Source organism: Kitasatospora sp. NBC_01246, assembly GCF_036226505.1.
GTDB lineage: Bacteria > Actinomycetota > Actinomycetes > Streptomycetales > Streptomycetaceae > Kitasatospora.
The window spans coordinates 976,219-1,000,576 of record NZ_CP108484.1 but is presented as its reverse complement, the minus strand read 5'-3'; the positions used below and the strand labels follow the sequence as shown (position 1 = coordinate 1,000,576).

Genomic DNA, 24,358 nt, shown 5'->3' with positions numbered 1-24,358 from the left:
GCCGGGTGAATCGGGCGGCGTGTCGGACGGTGGCCGCGTGTTCCGGACCGGTTCCGAGGATGGTCGGACCCAAGGATGAACGGGTTGGCGGATCGTCGGGTACCGAGGGGGCACGGATGGGTGGCCACGGCGGTCGGCTCCTGCTCCTCCTCCTGCTGGCACTGCCGAGCCTGGCGGCGACACCTGCCGGGGACGGGGACTGCGCCGGGCTGGCGCTCGCCGTCCGGGTGAACACCGTGACCGTCACCGGACCGCCCGGCCCCGCCGTCCGGGGCGGCACGGCCGTCGTCAAGGAGTACCGGCTCACCAACGCCGGGGAGACCGGCCTGCGGGGGATCCGGGTGACCGACGCCGGCCGGCCGGTGCCCTGCCCCGAAGCCGAACCGCTGGCGGTCGGCGCCACCGTCGTCTGCACGCTCCGGCTCACCGCCGAGGCCGGTGTCCACGACACCACCGCCACCGCGCGCGGCCGGTCCGGACACTCCGACAGGGAGGTGGCGGCCACCGCCCCGTCCGGCTACACCGGCGTGGTCAGCGCGCTCGGGCTGGCGGTCGACGCCGCCCCCGGTGCGCCCGGATCCGGCACCGCCGACCTCCGGTACACGGTGGCCGACCTGGGTGACCGGCCGTTGTACGACCTGCGGCTGCGTGACGTGCTGGTGCCGGACGGGATCGACTGCGGCGACGGCCCGGCGGCGCCGGTGGCGCTCGGGCCCGGCCGGACGGTGCGGTGCGCGGCGGTGCTCCGGCGGCCGCCCGGCACGTACCGCAGCGCGGCCGAGGTGACGGGCTCGGACGGCATCACCACGGTCGGCCCGTGCGGCGAGCCGGTGCCGCCGCCGCTGCTGGTCGCGCGCGCCGGGACGGACGTCACGCTGGCCGCCGGACCGTCGGAGTACCCGCCGGAGAACCCGTCTGAGAACCCGCCGGAGAACCCGCCGGGCACCGCCCCCGGGCCCGTGGTCCCGCCCGGGACCACACCGGGCGGGACCACGGTGCCGGGGGCGCCGGCCGAACCGCCGCCCGGGACGACCCCACCGGGCGAACCGGCCCCGGCGGATGCCCCCGCCGTGCCGCCGCCCGGGCCCGGAGCCGCGGTGCCGGCCCCGGCCGCCCCGGCGGCTCCCGCTCCCACCCCCGTCCCTGCTCCCGTCCCTGCTCCCGCTCCCGCTCCCGTCCCTGCTCCCGCTCCCGCTCCCGCCCCTGCTCCCGCCCCGGCCCGGGCTCCCGCGCCACCCCCCGAGCCGCCCGCCGTGCCTGCGGTGCCCGCCCTACCCGCCCTGCCCGCCGATGTCCCGGTGCCTGCGGCGCTCGCGGCGACCCCCGCGCCCTCCGCTCCGACCGTCCCCGCCCCCTCCCCGGAGCCGTCCCCGTCGCCCGCGGTCACCCGCAACCCCTCGGTGGAGGTCGCCACCCCCGCCGCCGCCGCCACCCCGGTCGGCCCGCACCACGCCGCCGGGTCCGGTCGCACCCCGCGCCCGGGCGGCCGCTCGCCGGACGCCCTGCCGGTCGCCTCCGTCCTGCTGGTCGTCCTGCTGCCCGCCGCCGCCGCGGTCGCGGCGCTCTCCCGCTTCCGCCGCTGAACCCCCGGGAACCACCGTGTCGAACCTGCTGCAGACACTCGCCGTCGTCCTGGGCGCCGCCCTGGTGGCCGCCGCCATCGTCCTGCTGAAGGGGCGCTTCTTCCCCGTCCCCGAGGACGCCGAGCCGCGCGAGGACGTCGCCGAGTACATCGCGATGATGGTCGGCGTCCTGTACGCGCTGGTGCTCGGCCTCTCGATGGTCTCGGTCTGGGAGATCCACAGCGGCGCCCTCAACCACTCCCAGGACGAGGCCGGCGCCCTCCACCAGACCTACCTGCTCGCCGACCTCCTGCCGCCGGACCGCCGCGACGCGCTGCGCACCACGGCCACCGCCTACGCCGTCCAGGTCGTGCACGCCGAGTGGCCGCGGATGGCGGCGCGCGAGCCGCTCGGCCCGGACGGCTGGGGGCTGCTGAACCAGCTGCGGACGGTCAGTCAGGCCTCCTCGCAGGACGACACGCCCACGCAGCAGAACGCCTCGCAGGAGATGCTCGCCGTCCTCACCACCCTCGACGACGCCCGCCGGGGCCGGGAGGCGTCGGCGATGAGCAGCCTCTCCACGGTGCTCTGGGTCGGGCTGGTCATCGGCGGCACACTCACGGTGGCGTTCATGTTCCTGTTCGGCATCAAGCGCAGCGCCACCCACGTGGTGATGGTGATGGGTCTGACCGGGCTGATCGCCTTCACCATCCTGCTGATCCAGCAGCTCGACGCGCCCTTCGACGGCTTCCTCGCCGTCACTCCGCAGGCCTTCACGCGGTACTTCCCGTTCGTCTGACCCGCACTCCGGCGACGCCGCCACGGCCCGGGCGCGCGCCGCACGGAGCCGGTCGTCCTCGTCACCGGGGTCGTCAGGGGGCATGAGCGGGCTGCCGGGGCGGCGAACGAAACAGTTCTTCCGGGACCGATGAGTTCGCGCGGTGGCGGCGGTCAAACCTGGGAAAGCATCGCCCGCTACCCGGGGAGACCTGACATGTCCGACATCACCACCCTCACCGCCCCTGACGTGACGACCACCGCGAGGTCCGGCAGGGCCATGGCCGGTGTGGTCCTGGCTTTGCGGGTGCTGCTCGCCCTCTTCTTCGCCCTGGCCAGCGCGCTCCCGAAGCTGCTCGCACTGCCCGCCGCGACGGAGGTCTTCGACGCGATCGGTGCGGGCCACTGGTTCATGTACCTGACCGGGCTGGTGGAACTGGCCGGCGCGGTCGGCCTGCTGGTCCGCCGCCTGGCCGGGCCGGCCGCCATGGCGCTGATCGTCTTCCTGGCGTTCGCGTTCGTCACCCAGCTCACCGCGATGCACGGCGAGAACGCCGGGACGCCGTTCGTCTTCATGGTGCCGCTGGCCGTCATCGCCTGGAACCGGCGCGCCGGGACGGTCGGGCTGCTCGCCCGCCGGCCGTGACCGGCCGCCCGGTGGCCCGGGGCCGTCACAGCTCGGTGAGTTCGCCCAGGCCCAGGGTGCGGAGCGTGAGGTCGGCCATGTGCCGGTGGCCGACGGCGTTGGGGTGCGCGGGGTCGTCGAGCCAGGCGATCGGCTCGCTGTCGGGGAAGTGGGCGAGCCAGTAGGCCTCGTGGTCGACCAGCAGGGCCCCGGTGTCCGCGGCGATCTCGCGCACCGCCTGGCAGTAGGCGGGCAGTTCGGCGCGGGCGGCGCGTCCGGCCCGGCTGACCACGAGGGGCGTGTGCAGCACGATCTGGGCACCGTCGGTCCTGGCGATGATCTCGCGCATCGACGCGTGGAACTCGGCGAGTCCGTCGAGCCCGGCGCGGGCGTCGTTGGTGCCCAGGGAGATGGACAGCACGTCGGGGGCGAACCGGCCGATGAGGTGGTCGTACGCGCCGAGGACGTCGGTGGCGCGCCAGGCGGACACCCCGGTGTTGACCACGATGTCGGTCAGCCGGTCGAGCTGCCAGCCGACGCGTTCGTGCACGTGCTCCACCCACCCGCGGGCGCCGTGCGTGTGCAGGACGGCCTGGGTGATGCTGTCGCCGGCCATCACCCAGGTCATCGGTCCGGTGGACAGTTCGACCATGTGATCATCCCCCTGTATTCGATGTACGGGCGGCGGCCCTCGGCCGGCGCCCCGAGAAGTTGATCATATGGGCTGGCGTTCCCGAGGGGTCCGGAGCCAGGGCAGGAGGGCGCAGGGCAGGAGGGCGCAGGAGCAGCCGCCCGTCGCGGGCCCGAGGAGGCGCGCCCTCTTCTGGCGGCGACGCCACTCACGCGGTCCGCCCGGCAGCCGTTCGCGGATCGTAAGGCCGTACGCGCGGGATCTCCCGGCGTCGGCTCCTACAGTGGCGGCACAGTCAGGCGAGAGAGGTGGATTCAGTGACGGACGATCAGATCATCCTGCCCCGCGCGGATGTGGGGGTGATCGGCGGCTCCGGGCTCTACGAGCTGCTGGACGACATGGTCGAGGTGCGGACCCGTACCCCGTACGGCGAGCCGAGCGACGCGCTGTTCGTCGGCGAGGTGGCCGGCCGCCGGGTCGCCTTCCTGCCCCGGCACGGCCGCGGCCACCGCCTCCCGCCGCACCGGATCAACTACCGGGCCAACCTCTGGGCGCTGCGCTCGCTCGGCGTCCGCCAGGTGCTCGGGCCCTGCGCGGTGGGCGGGCTGCGGCCCGAGTACGGACCGGGGACGCTGCTGGTGCCGGACCAGTTCGTGGACCGGACCAGTGGCCGGGCGCAGACCTACTACGACGGACTGCCGCTGCCGGACGGTTCGGTGCCCGAGGTGGTGCACGTGTCGATGGCGGACCCGTACTGCCCGCAGGGGCGCCGGGCCACGCTCTCGGCGGCGGCCGGCGCCGCCTGGGAGCCCGTGGACGGCGGCACCCTGGTGGTGATCGAGGGCCCCCGCTTCTCGACCCGCGCCGAGTCCCGGTGGTTCACCGCCAACGGCTGGTCGGTGGTCGGGATGACCGGCCACCCGGAGGCCGTCCTGGCGCGCGAACTCGGCCTCTGCTACACCTCGGTGGCCCTGGTCACCGACCTCGACGCGGGGGTGGAGAGCGGCGAGGGGGTCACCCACGCGGAGGTGCTCGCCGTCTTCGCGCGCAACGTCGAGCGGCTGCGCACGGTGCTGTTCAAGACGATCGGCCTGCTGCCCACCGAGCGCGCCTGCCCGTGCGGTCACGCACTGGACGGCCTCACGACCGGTCTTCCCGGCGTACCGGGCGACTGACCGGCCGGGGCCGGCGCCACCGCCGGACGAGCCCGATCAGCAGGGCGAGTACGGCGGTGGCGGCCAGGACGGCGAGCCAGTTGCGCAGGTAGGGCAGCGGCAGCAGCGAGGAGTTGCCGTGGTCGTCGTCGGCGCGCAGCACGGCCGGGAGTCCGACGGCGGTCACGGCGGCGGCCACGACCAGCCAGCCGCGCAGCACCGGTCCGCGGGCCAGGTGGGCGCCGACCAGGCAGAGCAGCGGGAGCCAGACCCCGTCGTGCAGGACCAGCGCCCCGATCCCCCAGACCAGGACCTGCGCCGGGGCGGTGAGGTAGACGTCGGTCAGCAGGCCGTAGAGGCCGTAGCCGATCAGGGCGAGACCGGCGGCGAGGGCGGAGCCGCGGAGCCAGCCGGTCATCGGGACACCTCCAGCCGGGCGACCCACTTGGTCTGCAGCACGCCGGGGCGGTTCGGCGCGATGACGCGCGCGGGGAAGCCGTGGTCGGCGTCCAGCGTCTCGCCGTCGACCCGGAGGGCGAGCAGGGTGAGCGGGTCGTCGACGTACTGCGCGGGCATCTCCATCACCCGGTAGGGGCCCTCCTCCTCCAGCGAGGTGACCCGCACGGCGGAGCCGGCCGGCGCACCGGCCCGGGCCATCAGCTCGGCCACCCGGACGCCGCCCCAGCGGGCGCTCGCGCTCCAGCCCTCCACACAGGCGATCGGCAGGACCGCCTCGTGCTGGGGGAGCCGGGCCAGTTCGTCGAGACCGATCTCGTACGGCCGGGGGCCGTCCACCCGCAGCCGCCAGCCGGCGGGCACCTCCACCGTCCCGGCCTGCGCGGCGGTGCGGTTCACCGGGAGCCCCTGCGGGCCCAGGTCGGGCCGGCGCGGCGCCAGCAGGTTCAGCGGGCGCAGCCAGGGCACGCTCTGCCCGGCCGTGGTGAGCGTCACCGCGCCGACCGCCGCGGCGACCGAGGTCAGGAAGGCGCGCCGCCCGGGGACGGTGAGCCGGGGCCGGCGCCAGTTCCGGGCGATCAGCGGCGCCTTGGCCGCGAGGTGGACCAGCAGGCCGCCGGTGGCCAGCCAGCCGACCCAGAAGTGGGTCTGCCGGAACGGGAACGGCCACGGGTACCACTGGAGGGTGTTCAGCAGGCCGGTGAACAGTTCCAGCAGCAGGGCGGCCACCAGGACGGCGATGCCCAGCCGCTCCAGCGCGTGCGCCGCGCTCCGGGCCGGCGGCCACTCGAACAACCGCGGGTAGACCGTCCAGAGCTTGGCCCCGAGCAGCGGGACGGCGGCGATCCCGCCGGCGACGTGCAGTCCCTGGGTGACGCGGTAGCCGTTCACCGGGCGCGCGGGCAGCAGGCCGGCGAGCCGGCCCGTCGGGTCCTGGAGCAGGTGGCTGAGGAGACCGGTCAGGAAGCAGACCACCAGTGCGGCGCCCAGCCACCGGCCGAGGACGACGGCGGTGCGCGGCTCGTGCAGGGCCGAGCGGAAGACGCCGTCCCGGAACGGGCCGCGGCGCAGGGACGCGGGCGGCGGCGGGAGGGCGAGGCGGGGGCGGCGCCGGGCGCCGGGGTGCTTGGAATCCACGCCCCCATCGAAGCGCCACCCGGCCCCGCGCGGCGGGTACGACGTGCTTACGGAAGTCGAACGGGAGCCGCCGCGGCCGTTCGCGCCGCCGCCGCGGTGGCAGGGTGAGCGGGTGGCCACTCGGACCCTTCTGCCCTGCACGCTCGCCCTCGCCGCCCTGGTGGCGGCCCTGGCGACGACCGTGACCGGCGGCGGCACGCTCGCCGACCGCGGCCCGCTCCACGGCTGGTACGCCCTCGACGCGGGCCTGTTCGTGCTGGCGCTGCTGCTCCTGCGGCGGGTGCCGGCCCGCCGGGTGGCGCCGCTGGTGCTGGCCGGGAGCGTGGCGGTCGCCGCCGTCGGACTGCTCGCACCGCCCCGGACCAGCGACGACGCCTACCGGTACGTCTGGGACGGCCGGGTGCAGGCGGCCGGCATCTCCCCCTACGCGCACGCCCCGGACGACCCGGCGCTGGCCCGGTTGCGCGACCCGGGTCTGTTTCCGGTGACGGACGGCTGCAGGGGGTGGGACGAGCGGCGGACGGCGGCGGGCGACTGCACCCGGATCAACCGGCCCGCCGTGCGCACCATCTACCCGCCGGTCGCGCAGGCCTGGTTCCTCGCCGTGCACCCCTTCGGGGGTGGGGTGCGCGGGGTGCAGGTGGGCGGCGCGCTGCTGGCGGTCGCGACCACGGGCGCGCTGCTGGTGGTCGGGCGGGGCGGCCGGCGGGCGGCGCTCTGGGGGTGGTGCCCCGGCATCACCGTGTGGGCGGTCAACGACGCGCACGTCGACACCCTCGGCGCGCTGCTGATGACCGTCGGGCTGGGCTGCGTGGCCGGCCGCCGGCCCGGCACCGGGGGCGTGCTGCTCGGCGCCTCGGTCGCCACCAAGCTGCTGCCGGCCCTCGCCCTGCCCGGGGCGCTGTCGGGTGCACTGTCGGGGGCGCTCGCCCGCCGTCCGACCCGCCGGGACGTCGCCGTCCTCGGTGCGGCGCTCGGGGCGTTCGGGCTGGCGTACCTGCCCCATGTCGCCGCCTCGGGCCCGGCGGTGCTCGGGTACCTGCCGGGCTACCTGCGGGAGGAGGGCTACGAGCAGGGGCACCTGGACCGGTTCGGGCTGCTGCGGCTGGCGCTGCCCGACCGCTGGGCGCCGTGGGCGGCGGCCCTGGTGCTGGCGGCGGTGGTGTGGCGGGTGCTGCGGCACGGCGACCCCCGCCGCCCGTGGCGGGGCGCGCTGCTGGTGACCGGGACGGCCCTGCTGCTCGTCGCGCCGGCCTACCCCTGGTACGGCCTGCTGGTGGTGGCCCTGGTCGCGCTCGACGGCGGTTGGGAGTGGCTGGCCGTCCCGGCCGCCGGGCAGGTGCTCTACCTGGTCGGCGGCGGGCCGGCGCAGCAGGCCGTGTACGGGGCCGCGCTGGCCTGCGTGCTCGGGGTGCCGGCGGTGCGCGGGCTCCTGCGCGCCCGGCGGTGCGCGGCCGGGGAACGGGCCTCGGCGGGCGCGCGGGAGATGACGAAAGCCTGACGGCTCGGCGTCGGGGCTGGTCGCGGGTACGGGCCGGCTGTTCCAATCGAGCCGTGGACAGTAGAGCGAAGCGATCCCGGGGCACCCCGGTGGGCCGGCGGGTGGTGCTCGGCCTGGTCGGCCTCGGCGCCGCCGGCGTGGCGGCCGGACCCTTTCTCCAACGCGCCCAGGACGCCCTGGCCGGCCAGGACCCGACCGGGCTCACCGGCCTGCTGCCGGGCGGCGGCGGCTTCCGGTACTACTCCGTGGTGGCCTCGGTGCCCTCCCGGGGCCCCGACACCTACAGCCTCACGGTGGACGGCCTGGTGGAGCGCCCCGGCAGCTACCGGCTGGCCGATCTCCAGGCGATGCCGCAGCGCCGGATCGTGCGCGACGTGCAGTGCGTGACCGGCTGGCGGGTGCCGAACACCCCGTTCGAGGGCGTGCCGCTGGCACACCTGCTGGACGCCGCCGGCGTCTCGGCGGGCGCCCGGGCGGTCCGGTTCAGCTGCTTCGACGGCGAGTACACCGAGAGCCTCACCCTGGAGCAGGCCCGGCGGGACGACGTGGTGGTCGCGCTCAAGCTCCAGGACGCCCCGATCTCCCACTCCCACGGCGGACCGGTGCGCCTGTACGTGGCGCCGATGTACTTCTACAAGTCGGCGAAGTGGCTGTCGGGCATCACCGTGACCGACACCGTGGAGCCCGGGTACTGGGAGCGCAACGGTTACGACGTCGACGCCTGGGTCGGCCGCTCGAACGGACGTGACGATGCCCCGACCGCCTGACCTCCTGCTCCGCTTCGCCCGCGCCGAGCGCTGGGTGCACCGCACCACCGCGGCCCTGATGCTGGTCTGCCTGGCCACCGCCGCCTGCCTCTACCTGGCGCCGCTGGCCGAACTGGTCGGCCGCCGACGCCTGGTGGTCACCGTGCACGTCTGGTGCGGACTGGCCCTGCCGGTACCGCTGCTGCTCGGGCTCGCCTTCCGGGCGGTGCGGGCGGACGTGTCGAGGCTGAGCCGCTTCCACCCGGCGGACTGGGTCTGGCTCCGGGCGACCTGGGCCCGCGCCTCGTACCGCCCGGCGGGGAAGTTCAACGCCGGGCAGAAGCTCTACGCCCAGTGGACGCTGGGCGCGATGCTGGTGATCCTCGGGACGGGCCTGCTGATGTGGCTCACCCACCTGGCGCCGACGGCCTGGCGGACCGGCGCGACCTTCGTCCACGACTGGCTCGCGGCGGCCATCGCCGTGGTGACCGCCGGGCACGTCTGGATGGCCGTCCGGGACCCCGAGGCCCGGCGCGGCATGCGGACCGGGCTGGTCGACCGGCGCTGGGCCGGGCGCGAGCACCCGCTGTGGTCGGAGGAGCGCCCGGCGGCGGACGCCGAAGCGGTGCCCGTCAGCGGGGACGGTCCGCCCTCCTGAAGGCGAGGAACCGGCGGCCGAGGGCGGACCAGCGCTCGGTCTCGACCAGCCCGGCGCGCTCGGCCCGGCGGGCGGTGGCCGCCGCGCCGCAGCGGGCCCAGGCGAACGGCGGACCGAGCCGCCCGTCGTAGCCCTCCACCCGGACGGTGATCCGTTCGTCGATCTCCCGCGGATCCACCTCGACCAGCAGCACGCCTCCCGGCGCGAGGAGTTCGGCGCCGCGGCGCAGCAGCAGCCCCGGGTCGCCGCCGATGCCGAGGTTGCCGTCGGCGAGGAGCGCCCCGCCCCAGCGGCCCTCGGCGGGCAGCCGGTCGAACACCGAGCGGCACAGGGCCGGGCCGCCGAGGCGCCGGGTGCGGTCCACCGCCGCTCCGGTGATGTCGACGCCGAGCGCCGGCACGCCCAGCTCCAGCAGGGCCGCGACCAGCCGGCCGGGTCCGCAGCCGAGGTCCACCACCGGCGCGGTCAGCCGGCGGCAGCGCTCCAGCAGCCCGTGGTCCGCCCCGGCGGCGGGTGCGCACCAGCGCTCGACGTCGAGCGGGATCCGGTGGCCGTCCTCGCCGCGCAGCCAGAGCGGGCCCCGCCCAGCGCGGACGGCCTCGGCGAACGGGTCGTCCACCCACGCTCCGGCGGCGACGGTCATCGCGTCACCTCCGAGGTGGTCCCGCGCGCGTCGTCGGCCTGCTCCGGGCCACCGGTCCCGAGCGCGTCGGCCGCCTCGACCGCGTCGTGGGCCTCGACCGCGTCGGCGAGCCTCATCGCGCGCAGGCGGGCCGCGAAGCCGCTGTGCGGAGCCTCGGCGGCGACCAGCCGCGCGTCGGCGACGGTGTCCACGTCGGTGAGCACCGGGAGGTGGTGGACGGCGAGCCGCTCGGCGGTCAGACGGTCGAGCAGGGCGCGCCCGGTCTCCGGCGTGGACATCGGCAGCCCCAGCAGCAGCCGCCGGGCCAGCTCCCCGGTCGGCCGGGCCAGCCCGAGCGCCCAGAACCCGCCGTCGGCGGCCGGCCCGTACCAGGCGTCGGCGCCCCCGCGCCGGGCCGGCGACAGCGGCTCGGCGAGCAGCGCCGCGTCCACCTGCGGGGTGTCCATGCCGACCAGCAGCGCCGGCGCCTCCGGGGTGGCCTCGGCGGCGTGCGTGAAGGCGGCCGCCAGCCGTACGTCCAGCCCGCCGCCCCGCTGCGGCACGACCTGCCAGCCGGGCGGGAGCCAGCTCCCGGCCTCGCCGTCCAGCACGAGCAGCCGCCGCCCGGCCGGTACCCGGCCGAGGGTGGCCAGCGTGTCGGCGAGCGCGGCCTCGGCCAGCGCCGCGGCCTGCTCGGGTGTGCAGGGCGGGGTGAGCCGGGTCTTCACCCGCCCCGGGGCGGGCGACTTGGCGATCACCAGCAGGGTGGCCGGCGGCGCGGCCAGCACGGCCCGCATGTCGCGGACGGCCTGCCGGGTGCCGCGCACGGTACCGGTGACCTTGGAGCGACCGGTGCGCGGCAGGTAGTCGACGGGCGTCTCGGCGATCCGCATCCCCGCCGCCGAGGCGGCGAGCACCATCTCCAGCGGGTAGCCGGAGCGGCGGTCGCCCAGGCCCAGGGCCAGCAGCCGCTCACGGCGGGCGGCCCGCATCGGCCCGAGGTCGTGCAGCGGCGCCCCCGTCCGCGCCCGCAGCCGGCGGGCCAGCACGGCGTTGGCCAGCCGGGCGTGCGGCGGCCAGGCCCCGGCGGCCGCCGGCATGCGCCGGCCCAGCACGAGGTCCGCCGTACCGGCCAGGACCGGCGCGGCCACCCGCGGCAGCTGGGCGGGGTCCAGCGAACCGTCACAGTCCAGGAAGCAGACCAGCTCGGCGGTGGCGGCGAGCAGTCCGGCGTGGCAGGCGGCGCCGAAGCCGCGCCGCGGCTCCTCGACGACGGTCGCGCCCAGCGAGCGCGCCAGGTCGGCGGAGCCGTCGCGGGAGCCGTTGTCGACGACGATCGCCCGCCAGCCCGCGGGGATCCGCCCCAGCACCCAGGGCAGCGCCGCGGCCTCGTCGAGACAGGGCAGGATCACATCGGCGGACGGCGGTCCGGCGGACGGTACGGGGGGAGTCGGAGAGATCACGTCGGCCACGCTAAGGGCGGCCGGCCCGGCGGCTGCCGAACCGCGCCCTTACGAAAGTCCAACGGCGGGCACCGCCCCGGCCCGGCCGCGCCCGCGATCTTACGGAACCCGAACGTGCGCCGGCGCGACCCGTCCGGCCCCGCCCGCAGCTCGTATCCTCGGCGAGGTGAACGAGAGCCCCGCCTCCGGCGGACCACCCGACCCCGCCCGCATCCTGGTGATCGACGACGACCTCACCGTGGCCGAGGTCGTCGCCGGCTACCTCACCCGGGCCGGCCACCGGGTCGACCGGGCGAGCGACGGGAACCAGGGCCTCGACCTGGCGCGCCGGCACCGCCCCGACCTGCTGGTCCTGGACCTCATGCTGCCCGGGATCGACGGCCTCGAACTGCTGCGCAGGCTGCGCGCCACCGAGGCCGGTGCCGACCTGCCGGTGGTCATGCTCACCGCCAAGGGCGACGAGGCGGACCGCATCCTCGGCCTGGAACTGGGCGCGGACGACTACGTCACCAAGCCGTTCAGCCCGCGTGAACTCGTGCTGCGGGTCCAGTCCGTGCTGCGCCGCTCCCGGGCCGCCGCGCCCGCCCTCACGGTCCCCGGACCGCTGGTGTCCGGGGACATCACGCTCGACCCGCAGGCCCGCCGCGCGCACCGCAAGGGGTGTGAACTCCTCCTCACACTCCGGGAGTTCGACCTGCTCGCGTTCCTCCTCCGGCACCCCCGGACGGTTTTCGCCCGGCAGGAGCTGATGCAGCGGGTCTGGGGCTGGGACTTCGGCGACCTGTCCACCGTCACCGTCCACGTCCGCCGGCTGCGCGAGAAGATCGAGGACGACCCCGCCGCACCGACCCTGATCACCACCGTCTGGGGCGTCGGCTACCGCTACGACCCGGTGACGGCGGACGCGCCAGGGGCGACGACGGAACACCGCACGGACCGCAAGGACGGCTCGGAGTGAAGGACCTGCTGCTGATCGCCCTGTTCGCGGGGCTCGGCGCCACCGGTGCCGGTCTGCTCGGCTGGGTGGCGGTGCGACTGCTGCGCCGCCGCTCGATGGCGCTCTCGCTCTTCTGCGTCGCCGTCGTCACCGTCCTCGCGGTCACCTCCGGGACGTTCGCCGTCGCCCAGGCGATGTTCCTCTCCGGACACGACCTCGGGGTGGTGATCACCGTCCTCGGGATGGCCTCCGTGGTCTCACTGCTCACGGCCGCGCTGCTCGGCCGCCAGGTGGTGGCCGGCAGCCGGGCGCTCACCGAAGCCGCCCGCACCGTCGGGAGCGACGCCGGCTTCACCGCGCCGGCGCACCCGCTCGGGCTCGAACTGGCCCAGCTCAGCGAGGAACTCGCCGCCACCAGCGCCCGGCTCGCCGAGTCGCGCGCCCGGGCGCAGGCGCTGGACGCCTCGCGGCGCGAGCTGATCGCCTGGATCTCCCACGACCTGCGCACCCCGCTGGCCGGGCTGCGCGCCATGGCCGAGGCGCTGGAGGACGGCGTGGCCGAAAGGCCGGAGCAGTACCTCAAGCGGATCCGCTCCGAGGTCGAGCGGCTCACCGGGATGGTCGACGACCTCTTCGAACTCTCCCGGATCCAGGCCGGCGCGCTGTCCCTGTCGCTCGCCCGGGTGTCGGTCTACGACCTGGTCGACGACGCGCTGGCCGGCGCCCACCCGCTGGCCCGGCAGCGCGGTGTCCGTCTGGAGGGCCGGCAGGTCGCCGCCGAGCCGGTCGAGGTGGACAGCGGTGAGATCACCCGGGTGCTCGGCAACCTGCTGGTCAACGCGATCCGCTCGACGCCCGAGGACGGTGTGGTCGCCGTCTCCGCCCGCCGCGAGGTGGACGAGGTGGTGCTCTCGGTCACCGACGGCTGCGGCGGCATCCCGGAGCAGGACCTCTCGCGGGTCTTCGAGACCGGCTGGCGGGGCAGCGCCGCCCGCACGCCGCGGCGCGATCGCGGCGAGGGCGGCGAGGGCGGGGACAGCGGCGCCGGGCTGGGGCTGGCCATCGTCCGCGGCATCGTCGAGGCGCATGCCGGCCGGGCCCGGGTGCACAACGTCACCGGGGGCTGCTGCTTCGAGATCGCGCTCCCGGCGGCGCGCGGCTGACCGCCCGGGCCGGGCCGTTCTCGGCGCCGTTCTCGGGGGCCCCGGACCGGCCCGGTCGGACCGGCCCGGTCGGACCGGCCCGGTCGGACCGGCCCGGTCGGACCGGCCCGGTCGGACCGGCCCGGTCGGGCCGGTCCGGGGCAGGCCCGGGGCAGACCCGGTCAGACCCGCAGGGGCGCCGCCGCGAACTCGGCCATGCCCGCCCGGAACGGCACCCGGGCCCGCCAGCCCAGCTCGGCCCGGAGCCGGGAGGAGTCGGCGGTGATGTGCCGGACGTCCCCGAGCCGGTACTGGCCGGTCACCACCGGCGCCGGGCCGCCGTGGGCGTCGGCCAGCGCCCGGGCCGTCTCGCCGACCGTGCGCACCTCGCCGCTGCCGACGTTGTACGCCCGGGTACTGCCCGGCGGGCGGCCGCCGACGGACCCCAGGGCCGCCAGATTGGCCGCCGCGACATCGTCGACATGGACGAAGTCCCGGCGCTGACCGCCGTCCTCGAAGACCCGGGGAGCCTCGCCCCGGGCGAGCGCGGAACGGAACAGCGAGGCCACCCCGGCGTACGGGGTGTTCCGCGGCATGCCCGGGCCGTAGACGTTGTGGTAGCGCAGCGCCAGCACCGACCCGCCGCTCGCGCGGGCCCAGGCGGCGGCCAGCTGCTCCTGGGCGAGCTTGGTGACGGCGTACACGTTGCGCGGGTCGCCCGGCGCGTCCTCGGTGACCAGGCCCGGCCGCAGCGCGGCGCCGCACACCGGGCACGGCGGTTCGAACCGGCCGGCGTCGAGATCCTCCGGCCGCCGTGGGCCGGGTGCCACCCCACCGTGCGCCGGACACGTGTACCGGCCCTCGCCGTAGACCACCATCGACCCGGCCAGGACCAGGCTCCGCAGGCCGGCCCGGGCCATCGCGGAGAGCAGGACGGCGGTGCCGAGGTCGTTGCAGCCGACGTACTCGGGCGCGTCGTCGAGGTCGAGGCCGAGACCGACCATCGCCGCCTGGTGGCAGACCGCGTCCACCCCGGCCAGCGCCCGTTCCACCGTCGACGCGTCGCGGACGTCACCGTGGCGGAACTCCACGCCGGCCGGCAGTTCGGGCGCGGCCCCCGACGGATGGACGGCGGGCAGCAACGCGTCCAGCACGCGGACCTCGTGACCCGCCGTGACCAGGGCTCGCGCGACGGCCGAACCGATGAACCCGGCGCCGCCGGTGACCAGAATCCTCATGCCCGGCGACGCTACCGGCCGGTGACGGCCGGGGGAGCGACGCAGGGCATCGCGTCATGCTTCGGTAAGCACCGGCCCGGGCCGTGCACCCGCCACCCGTGCTCCGCCGTGTGCGTCGCGCGGGGCGACGGCCGGCGGGCCGGCGCCGCCCCGGGTCCGGGGCCGTGCGCGCCCGCCCCCGGGCCTGTCGGTCCGGGCCGGGCGGACTCCGCTGGTCCACAATGCAGGCAGTCACCGATGCCGACGGGCGGTGCGCCCGGACGGGGGAGCCCCATGAAGAGCGCCGATCTGCTCGCCGATGCCTTCGGCCGGATCCACGAGGCCGTCCACGACGTGGTGGACGGCCTCACCGCCGAGGAGTTGGCCGAGCGCGTCGACCCGAAGGCCAACTCGATCGTCTGGCTGGTCTGGCACCTGACCCGCATCCAGGACGACCACATCGCCGATGCCGCCGGGACCGAACAGATCTGGACCGCCGACGGCTGGTTCGACCGCTTCGCCCTCGGCTTCCCCGCCGCCGCCACCGGCTACGGTCACCGCGCCCGCGATGTCGCGGCCGTCCGCGTGGACTCCCCGGAGCTGCTCACCGGCTACCACGACGCGGTGCACGAGCGGACGCTGTCCTTCGTCCGCGGTCTGACCGGCCCCGCGCTGGACCGGGTCGTGGACGAGGCCTGGAGCCCGCCCGTGACCCTGGGCGTGCGCCTGGTCAGCGTCATCTCCGACGACCTCCAGCACATCGGCCAGGCGGCCTTCGTCCGCGGCGTGCTCCGGCGGGGCTGACCCCGGGCGACCGGCGCCAGGCCTCGTCGAAGCGGTCGCCGACCCAGCCGGTGAGGGCCGCGGTGACGTGGTCGATGGTGGCGAAGTGCACGCCCGGCGACTTCCGGGGTTCGAACGCCTCCCCGGCGGGCGCGTTCTCCACCGGGTCGAGGACCGGCGAGGTGTCGTTCACGGGCTTCCTTCCGTCGACTTCTCCAACAGCGCCGGCCGGGGCGGCGGGGTGACCGGCGGCCGGCCGCGGGCGGCGCAGCGGGACTACCCACCGCGCCCGGTTCCATCCGCCGGTGCCGCCGATGTCGCCCGAACGAGTCAATCCGGCGGCGCACGGTGCGTGCGCCTCCCTCTGGAGGACTGCATATACCGTCTATCGACATATCGTGTCCGGCGACTTATGGTTCTCGTGGTGATCGTCAGCCGCGGGGCCCGCGTGGCCCGCGCGTCCTCCGGCCTGCCGTCAACTCCGCGACGGCGAAGAGTCCGTGGGTGACTGACGAGCCGTCATCGGCCGTGGCCCGCGTAGGTGTCACGGACATCCGTTCCGCTGTCCACGGGAGGACCGCAGTGCACCAACGCTCTCGCACGCCCAAGGCGCTCGGCGCCGGCCTGGCCGCCGTTCTGAGCCTCGGCCTCGCCGCACCGGCCGCGCTGGCCGTTCCGGCCGCGCCGGCCGCCGACACCGATCCCGTCCCCACGCTGGTGGACGGCCAGGAGACCGCCACCCCGCAACTGGTCACCGGTCTTCATGAGTCGGCGCCGGGCAGCCCGGCCGACGCCGCCCGGGCCCACCTCGCGGCGCACCCGGAGCGCTACCGGATCGACCCGGGGCAGCTCACCGAGGTCGCCGCCGAGCGCGGCGCCGACGGCCGGAGCACCGTCAGGTTCCAGCAGTACCACGGCGGTGTGCCCGTGCTGGGCGCGCAGTACCTGGTCCACCTGACCGGTGAGGGCGCCGGTCAGCGGGTCGAGTCCGTCGGCGGCAAGTACTTCACCGGGCTCACCGCGCCGACGACGGCCACCGTCCCCGCCGCCGTGCTGCGCGACCTGGCGCTCGGCGAGGTCAAGGACCCGGGCGCCCGGGCCGGGGCCACCGTGGAGGACCACGGTGCGGTGGTCGTGCCCGGTGGCACCGGCCGGCTGGCCCGGCACTTCACCGTGCGGGCCGCGGACCCGGCAGGCGGCGGGCAGGCCCGCGAGGTCTACGTGGACGCGAACCTCGGGGTGGTCGCCCTCGTCCACGACTCCCGCTCCTCGGCCCCGGGGGGCACCACGGGTACCGGCGCCGCCAAGGGCACCGCCACCGGGGCGGCGGCCGGGGTCGAGCCCGCCACCGGCACCGCGCCGGACTTCTTCGGCCGCCCGGTCAAGGTGGACATCGGCCGCCTTCCGGACGGGAGTTACCAGTTCAGCGACCTCACCCGGCCCGCCGCCGTCACCACCTACGACGCGGCCGGCGGTGGGGTCGGGCGGGGGCTGCCCACCGACCTCGCCGTGGTCCACGCGCCCGGTCCGGACTTCCCGGCCGCCACCGGCACCGTCGGCGCCACCGACGCGCACGTCAACGCCGGTATCGTCTACGACTTCTACCGCGACCGGCTCGGCCGGGACGGGCTGGACGGCAAGGCCGGCCCGATCGTCTCGGTGGTCAACGCGACCGCGTGGGGCGAGCCGCTCGCCAACGCGTCCTGGGACGGCACCAAGATGGTCTACGGCGGTGGCGACGACAAGTTCCGCCCGTTCTCCGTCGCACTCGACGTGGTCGGCCACGAGATGACCCACGGTGTCGTCGAGAACACCGCCGGGCTGCTGATGGCCGGCCAGACCGGCGCGATGGACGAGGCGCTGGCGGACTACTTCGGCAACGCCATCGAGGTCACCGCCCGGGGCATCCCGATGACCGACCCGAAGGCGGGCCTGCTCGGCGAGAACCTCTGCCGGACCGGTACCCCGGAGGCCTGCGCGGGGAGCCGGCGGCTGGACAACCACCGGACCACCGTCGACGACTACCTCGGCGTGCCGACCGACGTCGACAGCGGCGGGGTGCACCTCAACTCCACCATCTTCAGCGGCGCGCTCTGGGACATCCGGCGCACCCTGGACCCGCTCACCGCCGACCGGGTGATCTACCGGGCGCTCGCCGCCTACCTCACCCCGCTGGACGACTTCGTCGCGGGACGCAACGCCGTCCTCGCCGCGGGCCAGGACCTCGGGCTCAGCCGGGCCCAACTGCGGACGGTGGCCGGAGCGTTCGACGCCCACGGGATCCGGGCCGGCTGGCAGAGCCGGATCGGCGCGGACAGCCGCACGCTGCTGCGCGGCATCACCGGGACGGGCGCCCCGGCGGTCGCGGCCGGCCGCTGGGTGATGGCCAGCGCCGAGCGGCCCGGTGCCACCGAGGCGCTGTACACGGGCCCGATCACCGGAGGCGGCGGCCCGACCCGGCTCAGCCCGGAGGACGGGCGCGCGCACGGCTACCCCGCCACCGACGGCACGTCCGCCGCGTGGATCTCGCTCGGCGGCCAGGGCCAGGACAGCTGGAAGATGGAGGTGCTGACCCGCTCGCTGGCCGGCGGCCCGGTCCGTACCCTCTACTCCTCCCCGTCGCGGCTCCCCGCCGACGTCCGGGTGTCCGGCGGCGACATCGCGTTCCGGGCGAGCGACCCGAGCGTCAACCTGAACCGGGTGTTCCTCTCCCACGACGGCGGACCGGCGGTGCCGCTGCCGCTGCCCGCCGGCCACGACGTGCTGAGCGTGACGCTCAAGGACGGCGTCCTCGGCTGGACCGAGCGCTGGGTGGGCGACCAGGGAGCCGACGTCTACGCGCCGACCGTCTACTCGATCGCGCTCGGCAAGGTCACCGCCCAGTACGTGGTGCCGGCCTCGAAGGCGAAGGTCGGACCGGCCCTGCTCACGGGCGGGCGGCTGGTCTGGACGGAGACCTCCGGCGACGGCGGCAGGCGCACCTCGATCCGCTCCGGCGCGGTGGACGGCTCCGGGGTGACCGACGTGGTGTCCGGTGACGGGCCGAACGCCCCGTCGAACGGGACCCTCACCGCCTCCGACCGGGCCGTCACCTACCAGGTGGGCACGGACGAGCAGCGGGGCGAGTGGAGCAACGCCGCGCTGCCCAAGCTCTGGCAGGTGCCGCTCGCCGGCGGCACGCCGGAGCGGGTCTCCTGCAACCGCGGCGGCCAGTACCGGCCCGCCGCCGAGCAGGGCACCCGGGTGGTCTGGGTGGACGCCACCGCCGGCCGCAGCGACCTGGTGGTCCGCGACCGGCCGGCCGGCGGCTGCTGACCCTCCGCGCACTCCGTGCCCGGCGGCGGGCCGCACCCTTCGTGCGGGCCCGCCGCCGGGCCGGGTGGTTCCGCCCGCCCGCCCCCGCCCGGCCGGGTGCTCGGTCGGCCGGGCGTCCGGTCACGGCTCGGCCCGGCGGCCGACGAGGTCGGCGAAGTACTGGCGGTCCCGCAGGGTCGGGGGCAGCGGGTGGCCGAGCAGGACGTGCAGGTTGCACGCGGCGAGGGTGTAGGCGTGGAAGAGCAGGTCCGTGGTGGTGTCGGCGCCCAGCTTGCGCAGCACGGTCGGGGTGCCGCTGCTGCGGCGGGCCAGGTCCTGCCAGGCGGCCCGGCTCCGCGGGTCGTCGCCGAGCGCGTCCAGCACCTCCTTGGCGCGGGTGGCGCGCTCCGGCCAGCGGTCCCCGGCGGCGGCGTACGCGTCGGCCACCTGGTACGGGGACTGCGCGATGTGGACCAGCGCGCTCACCGGGGCGCCCTCGGGTGCGGGACGCTCGGACCACCGCACCAGGGTGTTGCGCCGATGGCTGGTGGTGACGTCGTACATCACGCTCTTGATCCGCAGCAGGGCGGCCAGTTCGCCGACCAGCGGGAGCCGGGACCGGGGGAGCGGGCGCCAGGTCATCCCGGCGGAGGCGTTGACCACGACGATCTCGTCGACCTCGTACTGCGCGGGCGGCCGGTCGGCGCGCCGGGCCCGGTCCGCGAGCGCGGTGAGCCACTGGTCGGCCATGTTGTCGTAGACCCCGCCGTCCGTCAGCACCAGCTCGGCGGCGGTCGCGGCGGGATCGCCGCCGTTCGGACCGGCGGCGGACCCGTTCGGACCGGCCGCCGCGTAGTGCCGGGCGGCGGCGAGACGCCGGACGGCGAAGGCGCCCGGCAGGCAGGCCGAGACCTGCACCGCGGTGGACAGCGCGAGGTCGCCCGGGCCGCCGGTGCCGAAGCGGTACCCGTAGGTGAAGGCGGGCGAGAGGTAGAAGTGGTCGCCGCTCTGCAGTTCGGTGGCGCAGAAGACGTGGTCGACCGAGCGCCGCACGTCGCGCAGCCCGGTGGCGACGCCGTCCCGGTTGAACAGCTCCCGCGCCAGGGCCGTGTCCACGACGGCGCTGCGCCGTTCGAAGAACAGCAGCGCACCGGCGGACAGCAGCAGACCGGCCACCAGCAGGAGGCCGGAGAGGAGCCGGACGCCGTCGACCGCCGCGACGACCACCCCGGTGAGCGTGACCGCGGCGGCCGCGCCGCCGAGCACGAACAGCGAGCGCACGTACGCGTTGGTCGACGGGCCCCAGAAGAACAGGCCGGTGTGGGCGCAGTGGCGGATCAACGGGCGGACGCGGTCGGCGAACTCCGTGCCGGGGCCGTCGCGGTAGTCGGTCTCGTGGGCGACCACGCCGTTGGCGACCGAGCCGCCGGACACCGAGGAGATCGCCACCACCTCGCGGTGCCGGCCGACGTCGGCCAGGTAGATGAGGGCTCCGATGCCCCACATGGTGGCGCGGTAGCCGCCACCGGAGAGGGCCACACCGATCTTCGCCATGTCAGACCTCCACGGTCGTGCCCGCCGCCGGAGCTGCCGGGCTCGCCGGGCCTGTCGGGCCTCCCGGGCCTGCCGGGGTCGGCGGGCCCGGCGCGTCCGGCGGGTAGACGGCGGTGTAGCCGAGCGTCCGCTGCCGGTCGGGGTCGGCCCACGGATCCGTCGTCGGGCTGCGGTAGTTGAACACCAGCTCCGGCGGCCCGGGGGTCCGCTCCGGGGTGCCGATCAGGCGCAGCACGGCCGCCCGGTCCGGGTGCTTGAACTTGTCGCCGTTCGTCGAGATCAGGAAGCGGCGGGTGGCGAGCAGCGCCAGCAGCTCGTCCGTGGTGTTGGCGGCGCTGCCGTGGTGCGGCACCTTGAGGGCGTCCACCGCCAGCCGGTCCGCGCCGCGCTCCGCGCCGCGCTCCGGACCTCGCTCCGGACCTCGCTCCGGACCGCGCTCCGCCAGGAGCCGGGTCAGACCGCGCGCCAGGACGTCGCCGTGGCCGTCGCCGGTGAGCAGGACGCGGTGGTCGCCGACCTCCAGCAGGAACGCGATGCTCGATCCGTTGGGGACCGAGCCGTCCACCCGCTCGCCGCCGAGGAGGTCGTCGGCCAGGCCGCGCAGGTCCTTGCGGCGGGCCAGTCGTTCCAGCGCCTCCCCGGGGCGTCCGGGGGTCACCCCGAGGCCCTTGAGGACCTTGGTCCATTCCTTGCGCAGTGCGAGCAGCTCCGCCCCGCCGGGGGACACCACGGTGACGCGGGCGCCGCCCGGCAGCACGGCCGAGGGCAGCGGCCCGCGGGCCGGGACCCGGACGGCGGGCGCCTCCACCCGGGCCGTGCGGAACGCCGCGTTCCAGGCGAGGTGCTGGCTGCCGATCAGGGCCTGGAGCATCTCGCCCTGGTCCGCGCCGAGCAGGTCGGCGTCCTGGGTGAGCTGCGGCCAGCCGTTGAACCAGACGTCGCCGATCGACAGGCCGAGCGCGGTCCGGTCCTGGAGGAGGCGTACGACGCCTTCGATGTGGTCGGCGTCCACGTGCGTCACCACCAGCACGTCCAGGTGCCGGTCCGGCTTCGGCAGCGCCGACACGCGGTCGAAGACGGCCCGGTAGGTGGTGTTCGGTCCGCCGTCGACGAGCATCCGGTGGACCTCGCCGCCCGGCCCGGGCCACTCGATCCACAGCGCGTCGCCGTGTGCGGCGGGCAGCAGTTGCACGGTGATCACGGCGTGCCTCCCACAGGGGTTCCGGCCGCGTTCGCGTTCGCGGTCGTGCTGATGGCCGTGCTGCCGGCCGGGCTCTCGACGAGCCAGCGGGCGTCGCCGAAGGCCACGATCGACATGGCGAGGGTGAACCCCCGGGCGAGCAGCAGCCGGCGGATGTCACGCACCAGCTCGCCGATGCTCTTCCCGTCGCTGGCCCGGTCGGCGAGCGTCGCGGCCCCGATGCCCGCCATCACGGCGGCCTGCCGGCCCAGGGTCGGTACGAGGGTCGCGACCACCACGGGGGCGCTCTCCTGGAGGAACTTCGCCGCGACGTTCTGCCAGCGCACCTCGGCCTGCGCCATGGTGCAGCCGAGCAGCATCACGACCGGGCCGGTGCCGCCGTCGTGCCGGTCGGACAGGATGTACCGGCGGTCGATCAGCACGGCGGCGAGCCTGCTCGGCCGGTTCGTCTTGCCGATCTCCAGCACGGCGGTGCTGCCCTCGTCGCTCGCGTTGTGCGGCAGGGCCACCAGCAGGGGCGGGCCCTGGGCCCTGACCACCTGCCGCCAGGCTCGCCAACTCGCCGCCGTGTGCAGCCCGTCGGCGCCGAACGAGGTGCGGAGCAGCGCCGCCGTGGCCGTGCGGTCCTGCGCCCGGACCTTGTCGCTCGCCGCGAAGAGCACGCTGTCGACCGGCCGCAGCGCCCGGCCGCGCTCCGTGGCGTCCGGCTCGACGACCGTGCCGGTGAGCCGGTCCCGCTCCACCCGCCGCTCGATCTCCATGCGCAGGCCCCAGAACCCGAGTGGGCAGATCGTCCGGCGGCCGGTGCCGTCGGTGCTGCCGGCGCCGCGGCGACAGGAGCAGGTGCCGGCCGCCAGGGCCTCGCGCCAGTGGGCGCAGAGCGTGGCGCCGTCCCGCGGGTAGCCGTAGTCGTAGACGAACTCCACCGGCCATAGTTCGGCCGCCTCGGCGGAGACCACCTGGAGGAAGGTGACGTCCTTCAGGCTCCCCAGGCCGAGCGTCGCCAACTGGTCGAACAGGGTGCTGCCCTGCTGGGCGAGGCCGCGCAGCAGGGCGTCCGGCGGCGGGAGTTCCGTCGCCGGCGCGCCGAGCTGCCGGTCGAGGTCGTCGGTGAGGAGCTGCTGGATCAGGGCCCTGAACCGGTCGAGGTCGGCGAGCCGCACGGGGGTGCTCGTCCCGTTCAGGCGGATGTCGGCCCGGTCGTCGCTGTCGATGCGGATGACCGCCGCCCGGTGGTCACCGGTGCCCGCGGTACCGGCGGTGCTGTCGGTGCTGTCGGTGCTGTCGGAGTTGTCGCTGAGGGAGCTGAACACCTCGCCGTGCACGGTGATCTCCCGACCGGCGACGGGTCGGTCGGCCGCTCCGACCGGGCCGGTCAGCTCCAGCCGCTGCAACAGCCGGTCCCGGTGGTAGACGCGGGCGCCGCAGCGGATCTCCTGCTCGTCCGGCCCCACCGCGACCGGGAACACGGCCTCACTGGACGCGCCCCGGTCCGGCAGGACGATCGCCTTGGAGGTGTGGCGGCTCGCAGTGCTCCGCTCCTCGTAGAACTCGACGACGAGGCGCGCCCCGGTTCCTCGGAACGAGAGCCCCTCCTCGGGGAACTCCTCGGTGGCCGCGTGCCATTCGGGGCTGCCGGGCCCGACGCGGAGGTGGATGTCGTGCACGGCGCCGGGCAGGAACGCCTGCCGGCGCGGCTCGCCCGTCGCTCGGACGGCGACGAGCGCCTGGAGGAAGCGGGCATCGGGCCGGCCGGGCGCCGGCCCGGCCCGGCGGGGCACCCGCAGGGCGGGGGTGACGGCGCGCTTGAACCGGCCTCCGAGGTGTCGGAGGGCGCCGGCCCGCGTGACAGGGCGGATCGTCACCCGCTCCGCCGGTGCGGGCAGCGAGGGCGGTGAGATGTTGTCTGCCTGGTGAACCGCCTCGCTGGCTCCCCCGGGCCCGGCCGGGTACGGCAGTGCGTCGGACAGCGCGCGGCGCTCGACCAGCCCGGGGCGGGCCACCGTCAGCCAGGAGCCCGCCCGGGCCGCCGCCTCGTCCAGCGGGCGATCGTCGAGCAGCCCGCGGACCAGCAGGCGGAGCCAGTCGGCGGCACCGGTCCCGGAGAGGTCGGCGACGATCCAGCCGGAGGCCCCGAGACCGCGCGCCGCGCCGTCGAGCCGGGCCAGTTCGGCCGGCCCGGGCGGCTGCGGGGCGCACCACAGCACGCAGGTGGCGCGAACGCCGTCGCGGTGCTGCTCCAGCAGGGCGAGCCCGGTCGCCCCGGAGACCACCAGGAGGTCGTCCGGCTCACCGGGGGTGGAGGTGTCCGCGATTCTCGAATCGGAGCGCAGGCCGTCGAAGAGTTCCCCGGCCGGGTCGGCCCCTACGGCGCCGACCCGTAGGGGCTGGTGCCAGGGCGGATCCGGTGCCAGGCTCACGTCCGCGACGTATACCGCGCCGACGGCGGGGCACAGGGCGGATAACCGTTCGACGAGCGGGCGCCGGTGGCTGGGCGGTACGTCGTGCAGGGCCAGCCGGACGGGGGCGGTGCCCGCGACGGCCTCGTCCCAGGCGCGGGTCAGCTCGTCCTGGAGCCCGGTGTCCCCGGCGATCCGGGTGCGGATCCCAGGCGGCAGCCGCCACGCCCACGGCTCCCGCTCCGGCACGTCGAGCGCCGCGAGTGCTCCGCCGGTCGGGCCCGCACCCTCCCCACCCATCAGACCCGCGGCCGCCAGGGCCGCCGGCGCGATGGAGAGGATCTGGCTCAGCTCAGCCATGGGAGACCTCGTCACCGGCTCCGCCAGGAGGCCACCCACGACCAGGTCGGTCTCCCGACCCTTCCACTCTGCCACAGAAGGGGTGGCCCCCGGGGGGGGGTACCGTCCGCGGGCAAGGACTGCGGTCTCAAACGTTGAA

20 protein-coding genes and 1 pseudogene are annotated in these 24,358 nt (G+C 76.1%); 11 read left to right on the top strand and 10 right to left on the bottom strand.

Going from position 1 to position 24,358, the window contains the following annotated elements:
* Window positions 1-116: 116 nt before the first annotated feature.
* The 3 genes from OG618_RS04545 (at window position 117) to OG618_RS04535 (ending at window position 2,985) form a co-directional block, all read left to right on the top strand.
* The gene (locus tag OG618_RS04545) at window positions 117-1,583 is read left to right on the top strand and encodes a hypothetical protein (protein ID WP_329485863.1); all 1,467 of its coding nucleotides are present in this window, start codon (window positions 117-119) and stop codon (window positions 1,581-1,583) included.
* A 16-nt stretch (window positions 1,584-1,599) separates the two neighbouring features.
* Window positions 1,600-2,361 carry a bestrophin-like domain gene (locus OG618_RS04540; protein ID WP_329485862.1) on the top strand — a complete coding sequence of 254 codons (762 nt, stop codon included), beginning with the start codon at window positions 1,600-1,602 and terminating at the stop codon, window positions 2,359-2,361.
* 195 nt (window positions 2,362-2,556) lie between these two features.
* Window positions 2,557-2,985 carry a DoxX family protein gene (locus tag OG618_RS04535; protein WP_329485861.1) on the top strand — a complete coding sequence of 143 codons (429 nt, stop codon included), beginning with the start codon at window positions 2,557-2,559 and terminating at the stop codon, window positions 2,983-2,985.
* A gap of 25 nt (window positions 2,986-3,010) precedes the next feature.
* Here the strand turns inward: OG618_RS04535 and OG618_RS04530 are convergent, their stop codons facing one another.
* A complete protein-coding gene (locus OG618_RS04530; protein ID WP_329485860.1) occupies window positions 3,011-3,616 on the bottom strand; it encodes an SGNH/GDSL hydrolase family protein in 606 nt (201 codons plus the stop codon).
* 296 nt (window positions 3,617-3,912) lie between these two features.
* Between OG618_RS04530 and OG618_RS04525 the strand changes: the two genes are divergently transcribed.
* Window positions 3,913-4,770 carry an S-methyl-5'-thioadenosine phosphorylase gene (locus OG618_RS04525; protein WP_329485859.1) on the top strand — a complete coding sequence of 286 codons (858 nt, stop codon included), beginning with the start codon at window positions 3,913-3,915 and terminating at the stop codon, window positions 4,768-4,770.
* Here OG618_RS04525 and OG618_RS04520 read toward each other — a convergent pair.
* Both OG618_RS04520 and OG618_RS04515 read right to left on the bottom strand, forming a co-directional pair.
* Window positions 4,736-5,167 carry a hypothetical protein gene (locus OG618_RS04520; protein WP_329485858.1) on the bottom strand — a complete coding sequence of 144 codons (432 nt, stop codon included), beginning with the start codon at window positions 5,165-5,167 and terminating at the stop codon, window positions 4,736-4,738. The two genes, OG618_RS04525 and OG618_RS04520, sit on opposite strands and share 35 nt — an antisense overlap.
* Entirely contained in the window at window positions 5,164-6,342 is a 1,179-nt protein-coding gene (locus tag OG618_RS04515; protein WP_442906758.1) for a molybdopterin-dependent oxidoreductase, read from the bottom strand. The genes OG618_RS04520 and OG618_RS04515 overlap by 4 nt, the downstream gene beginning before the upstream one ends.
* Before the next feature lie 112 nt (window positions 6,343-6,454).
* Between OG618_RS04515 and OG618_RS04510 the strand changes: the two genes are divergently transcribed.
* The 3 genes from OG618_RS04510 to OG618_RS04500 are packed head-to-tail and all read left to right on the top strand — an operon-like array spanning window position 6,455 to window position 9,247.
* The gene (locus OG618_RS04510) at window positions 6,455-7,843 is read left to right on the top strand and encodes a hypothetical protein (RefSeq protein ID WP_329485857.1); all 1,389 of its coding nucleotides are present in this window, start codon (window positions 6,455-6,457) and stop codon (window positions 7,841-7,843) included.
* A gap of 53 nt (window positions 7,844-7,896) precedes the next feature.
* Window positions 7,897-8,610 carry a molybdopterin-dependent oxidoreductase gene (locus OG618_RS04505; protein ID WP_329485856.1) on the top strand — a complete coding sequence of 238 codons (714 nt, stop codon included), beginning with the start codon at window positions 7,897-7,899 and terminating at the stop codon, window positions 8,608-8,610.
* Window positions 8,594-9,247 carry a cytochrome b/b6 domain-containing protein gene (locus OG618_RS04500; RefSeq protein ID WP_329485855.1) on the top strand — a complete coding sequence of 218 codons (654 nt, stop codon included), beginning with the start codon at window positions 8,594-8,596 and terminating at the stop codon, window positions 9,245-9,247. The genes OG618_RS04505 and OG618_RS04500 overlap by 17 nt, the downstream gene beginning before the upstream one ends.
* Here the strand turns inward: OG618_RS04500 and OG618_RS04495 are convergent.
* From OG618_RS04495 to OG618_RS04485, 3 genes and pseudogenes are all read right to left on the bottom strand, one after another.
* Window positions 9,222-9,890 carry a class I SAM-dependent methyltransferase gene (locus OG618_RS04495; protein ID WP_329485854.1) on the bottom strand — a complete coding sequence of 223 codons (669 nt, stop codon included), beginning with the start codon at window positions 9,888-9,890 and terminating at the stop codon, window positions 9,222-9,224. The genes OG618_RS04500 and OG618_RS04495 overlap by 26 nt on opposite strands.
* Window positions 9,887-10,480: a TIGR04282 family arsenosugar biosynthesis glycosyltransferase gene (locus OG618_RS04490; protein WP_329492004.1), complete on the bottom strand. Its 594-nt coding sequence runs from the start codon at window positions 10,478-10,480 to the stop codon at window positions 9,887-9,889. The genes OG618_RS04495 and OG618_RS04490 overlap by 4 nt, the downstream gene beginning before the upstream one ends.
* A 123-nt stretch (window positions 10,481-10,603) precedes the next feature.
* A pseudogene (locus tag OG618_RS04485) lies at window positions 10,604-11,332 on the bottom strand (glycosyltransferase family 2 protein); the annotation flags it as partial.
* A gap of 166 nt (window positions 11,333-11,498) precedes the next feature.
* Between OG618_RS04485 and OG618_RS04480 the strand changes: the two are divergent.
* Together OG618_RS04480 and OG618_RS04475 are read left to right on the top strand one after the other, a co-directional pair.
* Window positions 11,499-12,290, top strand: a complete 792-nt coding sequence (locus OG618_RS04480; RefSeq protein ID WP_329485853.1) for a response regulator transcription factor — start codon at window positions 11,499-11,501, stop codon at window positions 12,288-12,290.
* Window positions 12,287-13,432, top strand: coding sequence for a sensor histidine kinase (locus OG618_RS04475; protein WP_329485852.1), 1,146 nt, complete (start codon window positions 12,287-12,289; stop codon window positions 13,430-13,432). The genes OG618_RS04480 and OG618_RS04475 overlap by 4 nt, the downstream gene beginning before the upstream one ends.
* Window positions 13,433-13,593: 161 nt before the next feature.
* Here the strand turns inward: OG618_RS04475 and OG618_RS04470 are convergent, their stop codons facing one another.
* Window positions 13,594-14,649, bottom strand: coding sequence for an NAD-dependent epimerase/dehydratase family protein (locus tag OG618_RS04470; protein ID WP_329485851.1), 1,056 nt, complete (start codon window positions 14,647-14,649; stop codon window positions 13,594-13,596).
* A 273-nt stretch (window positions 14,650-14,922) separates the two neighbouring features.
* On the opposite strand from OG618_RS04470, the gene OG618_RS04465 reads away from it, so the two are divergent.
* Complete coding sequence (locus tag OG618_RS04465; RefSeq protein WP_329485850.1) at window positions 14,923-15,432, top strand: mycothiol transferase; 510 nt, start codon at window positions 14,923-14,925, stop codon at window positions 15,430-15,432.
* Between the two features lie 561 nt (window positions 15,433-15,993).
* Window positions 15,994-18,726: a M4 family metallopeptidase gene (locus OG618_RS04460; protein ID WP_329485849.1), complete on the top strand. Its 2,733-nt coding sequence runs from the start codon at window positions 15,994-15,996 to the stop codon at window positions 18,724-18,726.
* A gap of 120 nt (window positions 18,727-18,846) precedes the next feature.
* Here the strand turns inward: OG618_RS04460 and OG618_RS04455 are convergent, their stop codons facing one another.
* Genes OG618_RS04455 through OG618_RS04445 form a run of 3 tightly spaced genes read right to left on the bottom strand, consistent with a single transcriptional unit; the run spans window position 18,847 to window position 24,219 of the window.
* Window positions 18,847-20,259: a hypothetical protein gene (locus tag OG618_RS04455; RefSeq protein WP_329485847.1), complete on the bottom strand. Its 1,413-nt coding sequence runs from the start codon at window positions 20,257-20,259 to the stop codon at window positions 18,847-18,849.
* 1 nt (window position 20,260) lies between these two features.
* On the bottom strand, window positions 20,261-21,460 hold the full coding sequence (locus OG618_RS04450; RefSeq protein ID WP_329485846.1) for a ComEC/Rec2 family competence protein: 1,200 nt from the start codon (window positions 21,458-21,460) through the stop codon (window positions 20,261-20,263).
* Window positions 21,457-24,219: a hypothetical protein gene (locus tag OG618_RS04445; RefSeq protein WP_329485845.1), complete on the bottom strand. Its 2,763-nt coding sequence runs from the start codon at window positions 24,217-24,219 to the stop codon at window positions 21,457-21,459. Before OG618_RS04445 ends, OG618_RS04450 begins: the two co-directional genes overlap by 4 nt.
* Window positions 24,220-24,358: the final 139 nt, after the last annotated feature.